9 protein-coding genes and 1 pseudogene are annotated in these 13,601 nt (G+C 73.2%); 1 reads left to right on the top strand and 9 read right to left on the bottom strand.

Going from position 1 to position 13,601, the window contains the following annotated elements; all coding sequences use genetic code 11:
• Positions 1 to 36: 36 nt before the first annotated feature.
• The 6 genes and pseudogenes from F1C76_17085 to F1C76_17060 form a co-directional block, all read right to left on the bottom strand.
• A complete protein-coding gene (locus tag F1C76_17085) occupies positions 37 to 3,156 on the bottom strand; it encodes a ribonuclease E/G (GenBank protein QNG39330.1) in 3,120 nt (1,039 codons plus the stop codon).
• A gap of 357 nt (positions 3,157 to 3,513) precedes the next feature.
• Positions 3,514 to 4,281, bottom strand: a complete 768-nt coding sequence (locus tag F1C76_17080) for a DUF2344 domain-containing protein (GenBank protein QNG38060.1) — start codon at positions 4,279 to 4,281, stop codon at positions 3,514 to 3,516.
• Positions 4,282 to 4,361: 80 nt separating this feature from the next.
• A pseudogene (locus F1C76_17075) lies at positions 4,362 to 6,284 on the bottom strand (TIGR03960 family B12-binding radical SAM protein).
• A 72-nt stretch (positions 6,285 to 6,356) separates the two neighbouring features.
• On the bottom strand, positions 6,357 to 6,776 hold the full coding sequence (locus tag F1C76_17070) for a nucleoside-diphosphate kinase (protein QNG38059.1): 420 nt from the start codon (positions 6,774 to 6,776) through the stop codon (positions 6,357 to 6,359).
• Positions 6,777 to 6,786: 10 nt separating this feature from the next.
• On the bottom strand, positions 6,787 to 7,179 hold the full coding sequence (locus F1C76_17065; GenBank protein QNG38058.1) for a DUF4233 domain-containing protein: 393 nt from the start codon (positions 7,177 to 7,179) through the stop codon (positions 6,787 to 6,789).
• Positions 7,176 to 8,588 (bottom strand): bifunctional folylpolyglutamate synthase/dihydrofolate synthase, encoded by a 1,413-nt coding sequence (locus tag F1C76_17060; GenBank protein QNG38057.1) that lies wholly within the window; start codon positions 8,586 to 8,588, stop codon positions 7,176 to 7,178. The genes F1C76_17065 and F1C76_17060 overlap by 4 nt, the downstream gene beginning before the upstream one ends.
• Before the next feature lie 42 nt (positions 8,589 to 8,630).
• On the opposite strand from F1C76_17060, the gene valS reads away from it, so the two are divergent.
• A complete protein-coding gene (valS, locus tag F1C76_17055; GenBank protein ID QNG38056.1) occupies positions 8,631 to 11,201 on the top strand; it encodes a valine--tRNA ligase in 2,571 nt (856 codons plus the stop codon).
• Positions 11,202 to 11,256: 55 nt separating this feature from the next.
• Here valS and F1C76_17050 read toward each other — a convergent pair whose 3' ends face one another.
• The 3 genes from F1C76_17050 to clpX all read right to left on the bottom strand — a co-directional run bounded on the left by F1C76_17050 (position 11,257) and on the right by clpX (position 13,586).
• Positions 11,257 to 11,925, bottom strand: coding sequence for a DUF559 domain-containing protein (locus tag F1C76_17050; protein QNG38055.1), 669 nt, complete (start codon positions 11,923 to 11,925; stop codon positions 11,257 to 11,259).
• A 75-nt stretch (positions 11,926 to 12,000) separates the two neighbouring features.
• The gene (locus tag F1C76_17045; protein QNG38054.1) at positions 12,001 to 12,189 is read right to left on the bottom strand and encodes a hypothetical protein; all 189 of its coding nucleotides are present in this window, start codon (positions 12,187 to 12,189) and stop codon (positions 12,001 to 12,003) included.
• 122 nt (positions 12,190 to 12,311) lie between these two features.
• A complete protein-coding gene (gene clpX, locus F1C76_17040; GenBank protein QNG38053.1) occupies positions 12,312 to 13,586 on the bottom strand; it encodes an ATP-dependent Clp protease ATP-binding subunit ClpX in 1,275 nt (424 codons plus the stop codon).
• Positions 13,587 to 13,601: the final 15 nt, after the last annotated feature.

Here is a 13,601-nt window from a genome sequence, read left to right as displayed (position 1 = left end):
GCGGGAGACCGTGGTCCCACCCGCCGGGGCGTCCGATCAGGCCGGCGGGCCCGCCGGGCGGCTGGCTGCCCGACGGCGCCGCGGCCGGGCCGGGGCGGCTGCCTCGACCGGCGCGGGCTGGGGCTCGGGCTCCTGCTCGACCGGGGCCTCCGGCTCGGCCGTGGCCTCGACCTCCGCCTCGACCTCCGCCTCGGCCGGGGCCTCCTCGACGGGGGCCTCCTCGACCGGGACCTCCTCGACCGGGAGCTCGGCCTGCGGCTGCTCGTCGGGCTCCGGGGCGGCGTCGCCCTCGGGCGAGGTGGCCGCGATGTCCTCGGTCACCGCGTCCGCGGCGGGGGGCAGCTCGAGCTCGGTCTCGGAGGTGTCGACGGCCAGCTGGCCGTCCTCCTCCTCGACCGGGGGCGCGGGGGTGTCCCCGTCGTCCCCGCGGGCACCGGCCAGCACGGCGGCGTCCTCGGCGGCCCGGGCCTCACCGGACTGACCGCGGTTGCGGCGACCCCGGCTGCGGCGGCCGGAGCGCCCGGAGGACTCCTGCGGCTGCTCCTCGTCGGTGGACGCGGCGGGCGCCTCGGCGGCCGGGGCCTCCTCGACGACCTCGGGAGCCGGGGTCGAGCCGTTGCCCCGTCGTCCGTTGCCGGTGGAGCCGTTGCCGTTCGAGGCGTTGCCGTTCGGGGCGGACGGCGCCGGCGCCGGGCTGCCCCCGGAGCGCTTCTTCTCGTCGACCGGGTCCAGGTGCACGACCACGCCGCGTCCGCGGCAGTGCTCGCAGGGCTCGGAGAAGACCTCGAGCAGACCCTGGCCCACCCGCTTGCGGGTCATCTGGACCAGACCCAGCGAGGTCACCTCGGCGACCTGGTGCTTGGTGCGGTCCCGGCCCAGGCACTCGGTCAGCCGGCGCAGGACCAGCTCCCGGTTGCTCTCCAGCACCATGTCGATGAAGTCGATGACGATCATGCCGCCGATGTCGCGCAGCCGGAGCTGGCGGACGATCTCCTCGGCGGCCTCGATGTTGTTGCGGGTGACGGTCTGCTCCAGGTTGCCGCCGGAGCCGGTGAACTTCCCGGTGTTGACGTCGACGACGGTCATGGCCTCGGTGCGGTCGATGACCAGCGAGCCACCCGAGGGCAGCCAGACCTTGCGGTCCAGTGCCTTGAGCAGCTGCTCGTCGACCCGCAGCTCGCGGAAGACGTCGCCGTTGCCGGTGTAGCGCGACAGCCGCTCGGAGAGCTCCGGGGAGACGTGCGCGACGTAGGCCTCGACGGTGTCCCAGGCGTCCGAGCCCTGGACGACCAGCCGCTTGAAGTCCTCGTTGAACACGTCGCGGATGACCCGGATCGCCAGGTCGGGCTCGCCGTAGAGCAACGTCGGAGCGGTGCTGGTGGACTTCGCCTTGGTCTGGATGACCTCCCACTGCGCCTGCAGCCGGGCCACGTCGCGGGTGAGCTCCTCCTCCGAGGCACCCTCCGCGGCGGTCCGGATGATCACGCCGGCGTCCTCGGGGACGATCTTCTTGAGGATGTCCTTGAGCCGCTGGCGCTCGTTGTCGGGCAGCTTGCGGCTGATCCCGGTCATCGAGCCGCCGGGCACGTAGACCAGGAAGCGGCCGGGCAGGTTGATCTGCTGGGTCAGCCGGGCACCCTTGTGGCCGATCGGGTCCTTGGTGACCTGCACCAGGACCTTGTCCCCGGACTTCAGGGCCTGCTCGATCGAGCGCGACTTGCCGGAGAGCCCGGCGGTCTCCCAGTTGACCTCACCGGCGTAGAGCACGGCGTTGCGGCCCTTGCCGACGTCGACGAACGCGGCCTCCATCGAGGGCAGCACGTTCTGCACCCGGCCCAGGTACACGTTGCCGGCGAAGGACGCCGACTGCGCCTGGGTCACGTAGTGCTCGACCAGCACGTCGTCCTCGAGGACGGCGATCTGGGTGCGGTCGCCCTGCTGGCGGATGACCATCGCCCGGTCCACGGCCTCGCGGCGGGCCAGGAACTCGGACTCGCTGAGGATCGGGGCGCGCTTGCGACCGGTGTCCCGGCCGTCCCGGCGGCGCTGGCGCTTGGCCTCCAGCCGGGTGGAGCCGGCCACACCGCGCACGGCGTCGTCGCTGGAGTCCCGGCCGTTGCGGCCGGCGCGCTCGGGCCGGTCGTCGTCGGAGCTGTCGGTGGTGTCGGCGGTCGCCCCGGTGCTCTCGCCACGGCGGCGACGACGGCGGCGACGGCGGGTGCTGGAGCCCTGCCCGTCCTCGGAGTCGGCGCCGTCCTCGTCGTCCTCGGAGTCGCCGTCGGTGCCGGGCTGCTCGTCGGTGGCCGTGCCCTGGTCGGGCGACTCGTCGCGGTCGGCGTCGTCCTCGTCGGTGCGGCCCCGGCCGCGGCCGCGGCGGCCACGACGCCGGCGCCGGCTGCCGGCCGACGAGTCGTCGGAGTCCTCGGTGTCGTCGTCGGAGTCCTCGGACTCCTCGGCCGTGGTGTCCTCGGCTGCGGTGTCGTCGCCGGGGGCGGGCAGGACGACCGGCTCGGTCTCCTCCTGCTCCTGCGCCTCGGCGGCCTCCGCGGCCCGCTCGGCGGCGGTCTTGCGGCGGGACCGGCTGCGGCGCGCGGGCTTCTCGGCCGGCTGGTCGTCGTCCCGCTCGGCGGCGGGGGCGTCGTCCTGGGTCGGGGTGTCGACCGGGGCCTCGGCGGGCGTCTCGGCCTGCGCGCGGCGGCTGCGCCGGCGGGGGGCCGGAGCTGCTTCGGCTGCCTCGGCGGCCGGGGCCACGAAGCTCACGAACGCCGGCCGGGTCGGGGCGGCAGCGGGGGCCGGCTCGACGGAGTCGGGGTCGGCAGCCAGCGCGGGGCGGGTGGCCCGGCGGCGGGGACGGGCGGTGACGCTGGTGGGCTCCGGGGAGCTGAACTGGGCGCCGAAGCGCGGGGCCTCGGCGTCGGAGGGGGCCTCCGTGGAACGCGAGGGCGGGATGGCCGCGGCCTCGAGGGTCTCGGCGTCCGCCCGCAGTCGGGGCTCGGCCTCGGGCTCGGCGGGCGCCTCCGAGGACGGCTCTTCGGCCAGGACGGCGGCCGGGTCGGCGTCCGCGGGGGCCTCGGGGTCGACCTCGAGGTCGGCCGGGGCCTCCTCGTCGCCCTCGGCGTCGGCCGGGGCCTGCGGGTCGAGCTGCTCGGGCTGCACCTGCGCCGGGTCGTTCTCCGGGGTGGTGTCGAGTGTCTCGGGGGTGGTCTGGTCGTCGGCCACTGAGGGCTCGCCTCCTGGTGCGCCCCCGGGCGCCGATCGTCTCCTCGACGACTGGCGGCCGCGCAGGGACGCGGGTCGGGCAGGTCGGACTGCCGGTGATCGGCAGTGCGTCCGACCCACTGAAGTCTGGGGATGGTGCTGGTGGTGCGGTGTCTGGGTGGTGCGGGCGGTACGCGTTCGGCGGAGCTGGCTCACGGGTGGAGCGGTCCTGCACGGAGACGGGGTGCGCCACGGCTGGCAGACGTGGTGCGGGGCGACGGTGCTGTGTCGGTCGCGCAGCCGGCTCCCCAGGGGTCAGACCGGCTGGGGCTCCCCCTGGCAGCGGGAGCCGGCCTCGCGGTCGGGCCCGAGCGGATCGGCCACCTCACCGCTGTCGTCGAGCCGGCCCTGCGCCTCACGCACGGCCCGTGGGGGCAACGGCGGGTGCAGGTCGGCGACGGCAGCGAGAGCGGCCAACACGTCGTCCGGTCGTACGGTCGGCGTCAGCTGCCGTACCACCATGTGCAGTATGGCACAACCTGCCCCCTCCGACACCGAGGCGGAGACGACGGCAGCCCGGGCGTCGATGTCCCGCGGGCCGTTCTTGGTGCGCTTGGAGACCGTCACCACCTCGGCGGCGAGCAGGGCCTCGGTCGCTGCGGCGAGCTCGGCGACGTCCACGCCGGCCAGGTCGATCCGCCAGACGGTGGCGTCCAGCCGGTCGGCCAGTCCCCCGGTCCCCTCGGCCGCCTCGACGCACTCCAGCACGTCGATGCCCGGGGGCAGCGAGGCGTCCAGGGCCACCCGGACGGCCTCCGGGTCGCACCGGACGGCGAGCCCGATCTCGACGTACTCGGCCTCCGAGGCGGCCCCGGTGGGGGCCGCGCCCATGTAGCTGATCTTGGGGTGCGGGCTGAAGCCGGCGGAGAACGCCATCGGCACCTGGGCCCGGCGCAGCGCCCGTTCCAGGGCGCGCGCCAGGTCCCGGTGCGAGGCGAACCGCAGCGGACCGCGCTTGGTGTAGCGCAGCCGCAGCTTCTGGACCGTCGGCGGGGGCGGCGGACCGTCGGGGGTGCGCGCCATCAGTGCGTGTGGACCGGGTCCGCGGCGTTCGCCTCGACACCCACGTCGACCTGGGCGGTGACCTGGGGCCGCGGGCCGGCCCCGATGGGCGTGAGCGGGATGAGCGAACGACCGGTGGGCCCGATCTGGATGTCGGTGCCCATGGTCGGGCAGACCCCGCAGTCGTAGCAGGGGGTCCACCGGCAGTCGGCGACCTCGTCCTCGTCCAGGGCGTCCTGCCAGTCGTCCCAGAGCCACTCCTTGTCCAGGCCCGACTCCAGGTGGTCCCACGGCAGCACCTCGTGCTCACCGCGCTCCCGGGTCGTGTACCAGGCCAGGTCGAGCCCGAAGGGCGCCAGCTCCTCGGCAGCGGCGGTGGCCCAGCGGTCGTAGGAGAAGTGCTCGCTCCAGCCGTCGAAGTGCCCGCCGTCGCGCCAGACCCGCTCGATGACCCGGCCGACCCGACGGTCGCCGCGGGACAGCAGTCCCTCGATGACCCCGGGCTTGCCGTCGTGGTATCGCAGGCCGATGGAGCGGCCGATCCGGCGGTCGGCGTTGATCGCGTCGCGCAGCACCTTGAGCCGGTGGTCGATGGTCTCCGCCGAGGCCTGGGCGGCCCACTGGAACGGGGTGTGCGGCTTGGGCACGAACCCGCCGATGGACACCGTGCAGCGGATGTCCCGGTTGCCCGCGGCCTCCCGGCCGGCCCGGATGACCTCGACGGCGAGCTCGGCGATCTCCAGCACGTCCTCGTCGGTCTCGGTGGGCAGACCGCACATGAAGTACAGCTTCACCTGGCGCCAGCCGTTGGCGTAGGCCGTGGTGACCGTGCGGACCAGGTCCTCCTTGGACACGGTCTTGTTGATCACCCGGCGGATCCGCTCGCTGCCGCCCTCGGGGGCGAAGGTGAGCCCGGAGCGCCGTCCGTTGCGGGAGAGCTCGTTGGCCAGCGTGACGTTGAAGGCGTCCACCCGCGTCGAGGGCAGCGAGAGGCCGGTGTTGGTGCCCTCGTACCGGTCGGCGAGCTCCTTGGCCAGCTGCCCGATCTCGGAGTGGTCGGCGCTGCTCAGCGAGAGCAGGCCCACCTCCTCGTACCCGGTGGCCTTGAGCCCGGCGTCGACCATCGAGCCGATGCCGGTGATGGTCCGCTCGCGCACCGGGCGGGTGATCATCCCGGCCTGGCAGAAGCGGCAGCCGCGGGTGCAGCCGCGGAAGATCTCCACGCTCATCCGCTCGTGCACGCTCTCGGCCAGCGGGACCAGCGGCTGCTTGGGGTAGGGCCACTCGTCGAGGTCCATCACGGTGCGCTTGGCGACCCGGGTCGGGACGTCGTCCCGGGTGGGCGTGAAGGCCGCGATGGTGCCGTCGGGCTGGTACGTGACCGCGTAGAACTGCGGCACGTAGACGCCCTCGACCCGGGAGAGGCGGGCCAGCAGCTCGGTGCGGCCACCCGGCCTGCCCTCGGCCTGCCAGGCGCTGTGCACGTCGGTCATGTCCCCGACGACCTGCTCGCCGTCCCCCAGCACGGCGCAGTCGACGAAGTCGCTGACCGGCTCGGGGTTGAAGGCGGCGTGCCCGCCGGCGACGACGACCGGGTGGCGCTCGTCGCGGTCGACCGCGTGCAGCGGGATGCCGGCGAGGTCCAGGGCGTCGAGCAGGTTGGTGTAGCCCAGCTCGGTGGCGAAGCTGACCCCGAGGAAGTCGAAGTCGTGCACCGGGCGGTGGTTCTCCAGGGTGAACTGACCGACCCCGGCCTCCCGCATCAGCCCGGCGAGGTCCGGCCACACGGCGTACGTGCGCTCGGCCAGGGCGTCGGTGCGCTCGTTGAGCACCTCGTACAGGATCATCAGACCCTGGTTGGGCAGGCCGACCTCGTAGGCGTCGGGGTACATGAGCGCCCAGTGGACGGCGACGTCGTCCCACGGCTTGGTCTGGGCGTTGAGCTCACCACCGACGTACTGGATCGGCTTCTGCACCTGGGCGAGAAGCGGCTCGAGACGGGGGTACAGGCTCTCGACAGTCATAGCGGAGTCGAGGGTAGCCGCCCGAGGTGGAGTGCCAGGGCGCGGAATCCGCGTCCCTGGCACTCCATCAGCTCACAGAGCGGGGAAGAACAGGCCGATCTCGCGGGTGGCCGACTCGGGCGAGTCCGAGCCGTGCACGATGTTGTTCTGCACCTCGAGGGCCAGGTCGCCCCGGATGGTGCCGGGGGCGGCCTTGACCGGGTCGGTGGCGCCGGCCAGCGCGCGGAAGGCCTCGATGGCGCGGGGGCCCTCGACGACCAGGGCCAGCAGCGGACCGCCGGTGATGAACTCGACGAGCGAGCCGAAGAACGGCCGCTCGCTGTGCTCGGCGTAGTGCTGCTCGGCGACCTCGCGGGGCAGGGTGCGGAGCTCGGCGGCGACCAGGCGCAGGCCCTTGGCCTCCAGGCGGCTGACGACCTCGCCGACCAGGCCGCGGGCGACGCCGTCGGGCTTGACGAGGACGAGGGAACGTTCGGTGGTGGGTTCGGACACGCCCGAGAGGCTACGGGCCCTCGACGACCGGGGACTCCGGCACCGGTCCGAAGCGGGTGCCGACCAGGTCCTTGCGTATCTGCAGCAGGTACAGCCACACCAGCACGAAGACCCCGCCAACGAACCACATGGCACTGGAGAAGAAGCCGGTCGCCAGCAGCGGGACCTGCAGCACGGTGCCGATCAGCAGGCCCTGGGGACGACGCTGCACCCCGCTGGCCAGGATCAGCACGATCGACAGCACGACCAGCGCGGCGAGGACTCCCCCGCCCAGCCCCTCGGTCGGCGCCAGGGCCCGGGGCACGAAGAGGACGGCGATCCCCTCCAGCAGCACCGTGGCCGCAGCCGCCCCCGACAGCGCCTTGGCCGCCCGGGCCGGGTCGGCCGCCTGCGGGGCGCTCACTTCTTCTTCCCGCCCATCATCCGGCGGGCCTCACCGGCGGTGATCACGCTGCCGGTGACCAGCACGCCGGAACCACCGAGGGCGTGGTCGGCGCCGGCCTCGGCCAGCTCGATCGCCGACTCCAGCGCCTCGAACAGCTGCGGGTGCACGCTGACCCGGTCGGCCCCGAACACGTCGACGGCGATCGCGCCCAGCTCGTCGGCCGGGATCGACCGGGGCGAGCTGTTCTGGGTGACCACCAGCTCGGCGCACAGCGGCTCGAGCTCGGTGAGCATCGCGGCGACGTCCTTGCCCCGGACACAGCCCACCACGCCGATCAGCCGGGTGAAGTCGAAGGACTCCCGCACCGCCTCGACGGTGGCGGCCATGCCGGCCGGGTTGTGCGCGGCGTCGACCAGCACGGACGGCGAGGTGCGCACCCGCTCCAGCCGCCCCGGCGAGCGGACGGCGGCGAACGCGGCGCGGACCACCTCGGGGTCGACCGGGCCGCTGGCCGAGCCGGCCCCCAGGAACGCCTCGACGGCGGCCAGGGCGACTGCGGCGTTCTGCGCCTGGTGCGCGCCGAACAGCGGCAGGTAGACCTCGGGGTACTCCCCACCCAGGCCCTGGACGCGGATCTGCTGGCCGCCCACGGCGACCCGGCGCTCGAGCACGCCGAACTCGGTGCCCTCGCGGGCGACGGTGGCGTCGACCTCGACGGCCCGGCGCACCAGGGCCTCCAGGGCGCCGGCGGGCTGGTGGGCGAGCACCGCGACGACGTCCGGACCGGGGACGCCCTCCTCGGTCGGCGGCGCGGGCTTGATGATCCCGGCCTTCTCGGTCGCGATCGAGGCGACGTCGGGGCCGAGGTACTCGGCGTGGTCCATCGAGACCGGGGTGACGACGGCGACCCGGGCGTCGGCGACGTTGGTGGCGTCCCAGGTGCCGCCCATGCCGACCTCGACGACGGCGACGTCGACCGGGGTCTCGGCGAAGGCGGCGTAGGCCATCGCCACCACCACCTCGAAGAAGGACAGCGGCACCTCGCTGCCGGCGTCGACCATCTGCACGTAGGGCGCGATGTCGTCGTGGACCTCGACGAACCGCTCCTCGCTGATCGGGCGGCCGTCGATGACGATCCGCTCGCGGACGGTCTCCAGGTGCGGGCTGGTGAAACGGCCGACCCGCAGGCCGAAGCCGCGCAGCAGCTCGTCCACCATCCGGGCGGTGGTGGTCTTGCCGTTGGTGCCGGTCACCTGGACGACGGGGAAGGCCCGGTGCGGGGAGCCGAGCAGGTCGAGCAGGGCCGAGATGCGGGTGAGGCTGGGCTCCAGCCGGGTCTCCGGCCAACGGGCCAGGAGGGCGGCCTCGACCCGGGCCAGCTCTCGGGCGGTCCCGGCGGACCTGGGCTGGGACGGGGAGGTGGTCATCCTGCCCAGGATGCCAGTCGCGGGGCTTCCTAGGATGAGGGCATGTCCACAGACGTCACCGCCCCGGGCACCGTGCCCGACAAGCCCACCCTCGACGGCCTGGAGGCCAAGTGGGTGGCCGCCTGGGCCGAGGACGACGTCTACGGCTTCGACCGGGCCGCCGCCCTGGCCGCCCCCCGCGCGCAGACGTTCGCGATCGACACCCCGCCGCCGACGGCGAGCGGGTCCCTGCACGTCGGGCACGTGTTCAGCTACACGCACACCGACATCGTGGCGCGCTACCACCGGATGACCGGCAAGCACGTCTTCTACCCGATGGGCTGGGACGACAACGGCCTGCCCACCGAGCGCCGGGTGCAGAACTACTACGGCGTGCGCTGCGACCCCTCGCTGCCCTACGACGAGGCGTTCGAGCCCCCGGAGAAGCCCGGCAAGGAGCAGCTGCCGATCAGCCGGCGCAACTTCGTCGAGCTGTGCGAGCGGCTGACCGCCGTCGACGAGGACTCCTTCGAGGAGCTGTGGCGCCAGGTCGGGCTGTCCGTCGACTGGTCCAACGTCTACCGGACCATCTCCGAGACCTCCCGGGCCACCGCCCAGCGGGCCTTCCTGCACAACCTGGAGCGCGGGGAGGCCTACGCCCAGGAGGCCCCGACCCTCTGGGACGTCACCTTCCGCACCGCCGTCGCCCAGGCCGAGCTGGAGGACCGGGAGCGCCCCGGCGCCTACCACCGGATCGCCTTCGCCGGCCCCAGCGGCCCGGTGCACATCGAGACCACCCGCCCCGAGCTGCTGCCGGCCTGCGTGGCCCTGGTCGCGCACCCCGACGACGAGCGCTACCAGCCGCTGTTCGGGCAGACCGTGACCACGCCGGTGTTCGGTGTCGAGGTCCCGGTGGTCGCCCACCGCCTCGCCGAGCCGGGCAAGGGCTCGGGCATCGCGATGATCTGCACCTTCGGCGACCTCAACGACGTCACCTGGTGGCGCGAGCTCCAGCTGCCCACCCGCCCGGTGGTCGGCTGGGACGGCCGGCTGGTCCCCGACGCCCCCAGCGGCGTCCCGGCTGCGCCGTACGCCGAGCTGGCCGGCAAGACCGTGTTCAGCGCGCAGGCCCGGATGGTCGAGCTGCTGCGCGAGTCCGGGGACCTGGACGGCGAGCCCCGCCCGATCACCCACCCGGTGAAGTTCTTCGAGAAGGGCGAGCGCCCGCTGGAGATCGTCACCACCCGTCAGTGGTACATCCGCAACGGCGGTCGGGACGCCGACCTGCGCGCCGCCCTGGTGGCCCGCGGCAAGGAGATCCAGTGGGTCCCCGAGCACATGCGGCACCGCTACGAGAACTGGGTCGAGGGACTCAACGGCGACTGGCTGGTCAGCCGGCAGCGGTTCTTCGGCGTCCCGTTCCCGGTCTGGTACCGCCTGGACGACGCCGGTGAGCCGGTCTACGACCAGCCGCTGCTGGCCCCCGAGGGGTCACTGCCGGTCGACCCGTCCTCCGACGTGCCCGACGGGTTCACCGCCGACCAGCGCGGCGTGCCCGGCGGGTTCATGGCCGACCCCGACGTGATGGACACCTGGGCGACGTCCTCGCTGTCGCCCCAGGTCGCCTCGGGCTGGGACACCGACCCGGAGCTCTTCGCGCACGTCTTCCCGATGGACCTGCGGCCCCAGGCGCACGACATCATCCGCACCTGGCTGTTCTCCACCGTCGTCCGTGCTCACTACGAGCAGGGCCAGGTGCCCTGGACGCACGCCGCGATCTCCGGGTTCGTGGTCGACCCCGACCGCAAGAAGATGAGCAAGTCCAAGGGCAACGCCACCACCCCGATCGACGTGCTGCAGAAGTACGGCACCGACGCCGTCCGCTGGCGCGCCGCCGGGGCCCGCCCGGGTGCGGACTCCCCCTTCGACGAGGTGCAGATGAAGGTCGGCCGCCGGCTGGCCATCAAGCTGCTCAACGTCGGCAAGTTCGTGCTCGGCAGCCTGGGCGCCACCGCCGACCTGGTCGGAGCGCCGGTCACCGAGCCGGTCGATGCCGCCCTGCTGGCCCGGCTGCGCGGGGTGGTCGCCGAGGCCACCGCCGCGATGGAGGCCTACAACTACACCCGGGCGCTGGAGGTCACCGAGACCTTCTTCTGGCAGTTCTGCGACGACCACGTCGAGCTGGTCAAGACCCGGGCCTACGGCGAGGACGGCGGCCCGGCCGAGGGCGCGGCGTCGGCCAAGGCCGGGCTCGCGACGGCGCTGTCGGTGCTGAACCGGCTGCTCGCCCCGGTGCTGCCCTTCGCCACCGAGGAGGTCTGGTCGTGGTGGCAGACCGGCTCGGTGCACCGCGCCCCGTGGCCGACCACCGACGAGCTCGCCGGGGACGGCGACCCGGAGCTGGTGACCGTCGCTGCCGAGGCGCTGGCCGCGGTCCGCAAGGCCAAGAGCGAGGCCAAGGTGTCGATGCGCGCCCCGGTGCAGACCGCGGTCGTGCACGCTCCCCCGGCCCAGGTCGCCCTGGTCGAGGCCGTCCGCCGCGACCTGGTGGCCGCCGGCATCATCGCCGAGCTCACCGTGTCGGCCGGCGACGGCCCGATGACCGTCGAGGTCGTCCTCGCCCCGATCGAGTAGCCCGGCCTCTGTACGTGGGTGGCCCAGGACCGCGTCGGTTCTGGGCCACCCACGTTCAGCGGATGGGCTCGAGCTCGAGAGCCCGGCGCCGCAGCACGGCCTCGATCTCCCGGCGGCAGCCCTCCGGGTCCGAGGTGAGCCGCCGGTAGCTGAACCTCAGGACGATCCATCCCAGCGCCGCGAGGCCCGTGTCCCGCCGCATGTCTCGCTCCCGGGCTGCCCGATCGCCGTGGAAGCGGTGGCCGTCCATCTCCACGGCCACCCGGAGCTCCGGCCAGGCGGCGTCCAGGACCACCCGACGCCCGTCGAGGAGGGTCACCCGGTGCTGCTGGACGCACCGCGGCAGCGACGCCGCCCGGAGCACGTGGAGCACGCCGAACACCTCGAGCTCGCTCTGGCACCCCTGCTCGACCAGGTCGAGCAGTGTCGTCAGCGTGACCCGGCCGGCGTGGATCCGCTGGGCTGCTGACTCCCCCCGCAGGTCCTGCACCCGGACCCGTCCCTCTCGACATGCGGCGATCACCGCGTGCCGGACCACCGGGAGGTCCTGGGCCGCTCGCGGGTTCAGCCGGGTCGAGCACGCCCAGGCCCAGGCATCGACCAGGCTGCGAGCCAGGCCCGGCACCGGGACCCCCTCGTGCTCCACGACGTGCATCGGCAGGGTGGTCCGGTGCGCCAGGACGCCAGCTGCGCCCCGCGGCCACCGGTCGGCGGGCACCGTCACGCGGACGGGGGTTGTGTCGCGAGGGAGCAGACCCAGGTGGATCAGGGCCGACCCGTGACTCAGCGGACCTCGCGTTCACAGCGTGGCGGCTCGAGCCCGCACGTCCCACTCCCGCACCCGCTCGGGGAGGGCGACCACCCCGGGGTGCAGCAGGACCAGGTCACCGTCGGACAGCCAGCGCGCGACGCTGCTGGAACTGCTGGCCAGGGTGACCTCGTCGCGCCGGCCGGCTCCGTGGGGGACGAGGGCGGAGAGCATGTGCACGGGACAGACCCTGGCCGACGAGGGACGCCCGGACGCACCCCCTGTGGACAGCCCGGGGTTCGAACGCCGGAGGCCCAGGACCACGTGGGTCCTGGGCCTCCGGGGTTCACATGCTGATCAGGTCAGGCGGACTTCTCGCGGCGCTCGCGGACGGGCTTGCGGGGGACGATGGTCGGGGCGACCCGGTCCATCACGACCTCGCGGGTGATGACGACGGTGGCGACGTCCTCGCGGCCGGGGATGTCGTACATGACCGACTGGAGGACCTCCTCCATGATCGCCCGGAGCCCACGGGCGCCGGTGCCCCGCAGGATGGCCTGGTCGGCGATCGACTCCAGCGCGTCCTCGGTGAACTCGAGCTCCACGCCGTCGAGGTCGAAGAGGCGGCGGTACTGGCGCACCAGGGCGTTCTTCGGCTCGGTGAGGATGTTGATCAGCGCCTCGCGGTCCAGCTTCTGCACGCTGGTTATGACCGGCAGACGGCCGATGAACTCGGGGATCATGCCGAACTTCAGCAGGTCCTCGGGCATGACCTCGGCGAGGGCGTTGGCCTCCTCGACCTCGGCCTTGCCGCGCACCTCGGCGCCGAACCCGATCCCCTGCTTGCCGATCCGCTGCTCGATGACCTTGTCCAGGCCGGCGAAGGCGCCACCCACGATGAAGAGCACGTTCGTGGTGTCGATCTGGATGAACTCCTGGTGCGGGTGCTTGCGACCGCCCTGCGGCGGCACCGAGGCCGTCGTCCCCTCGAGGATCTTCAGCAGCGCCTGCTGCACGCCCTCACCGGAGACGTCCCGGGTGATCGAGGGGTTCTCGCTCTTGCGGGCGATCTTGTCGACCTCGTCGATGTAGATGATCCCGGTCTCGGCGCGCTTGACGTCGTAGTCGGCGGCCTGGATCAGCTTGAGGAGGATGTTCTCGACGTCCTCACCGACGTAGCCGGCCTCGGTCAGCGCCGTGGCGTCGGCGATCGCGAAGGGCACGTTCAGCATCCGGGCGAGGGTCTGCGCCAGGTGGGTCTTGCCGCACCCGGTGGGCCCCATCAGCAGGATGTTGGACTTGGCCAGCTCCACGCCCTCGTCGCGGGAGCCGCGCTCACCGCCGGACTGGATCCGCTTGTAGTGGTTGTAGACGGCGACCGCGAGCGTGCGCTTGGCCTTGTCCTGGCCGATCACGTACTGCTCGAGGAAGTCGTGGATCTCCTTGGGCTTGGGGAGCTCGTCGAACTTGAGGTCCGAGGACTCGCTGAGCTCCTCCTCGATGATCTCGTTGCACAGCTCGATGCACTCGTCGCAGATGTAGACCCCGGGGCCCGCGATGAGCTTCTTGACCTGCTTCTGGCTCTTCCCGCAGAACGAGCACTTGAGCAGGTCGCCGCTCTCACCGATACGTGCCACCTGGCTGACCTCCGA

The sequence above is a fragment of the Geodermatophilaceae bacterium NBWT11 genome, from assembly GCA_014218215.1.
Classification (GTDB): Bacteria; Actinomycetota; Actinomycetes; order Mycobacteriales; family Geodermatophilaceae; genus Klenkia.
Note: the sequence above shows the minus strand (reverse complement) of the source record. Positions and strands in the feature narration are given on the sequence as shown.

Coding starts and splice junctions, on each gene's coding strand:
- F1C76_17080 (QNG38060.1), bottom strand. CDS start 4,281: ATGGCGCGCACCCCCGACGGTCCGCCGCCCCCGCCGACGGTCCAGAAG.
- F1C76_17060 (QNG38057.1), bottom strand. CDS start 8,588: ATGACCACCTCCCCGTCCCAGCCCAGGTCCGCCGGGACCGCCCGAGAG.
- valS (QNG38056.1), top strand. CDS start 8,631: ATGTCCACAGACGTCACCGCCCCGGGCACCGTGCCCGACAAGCCCACC.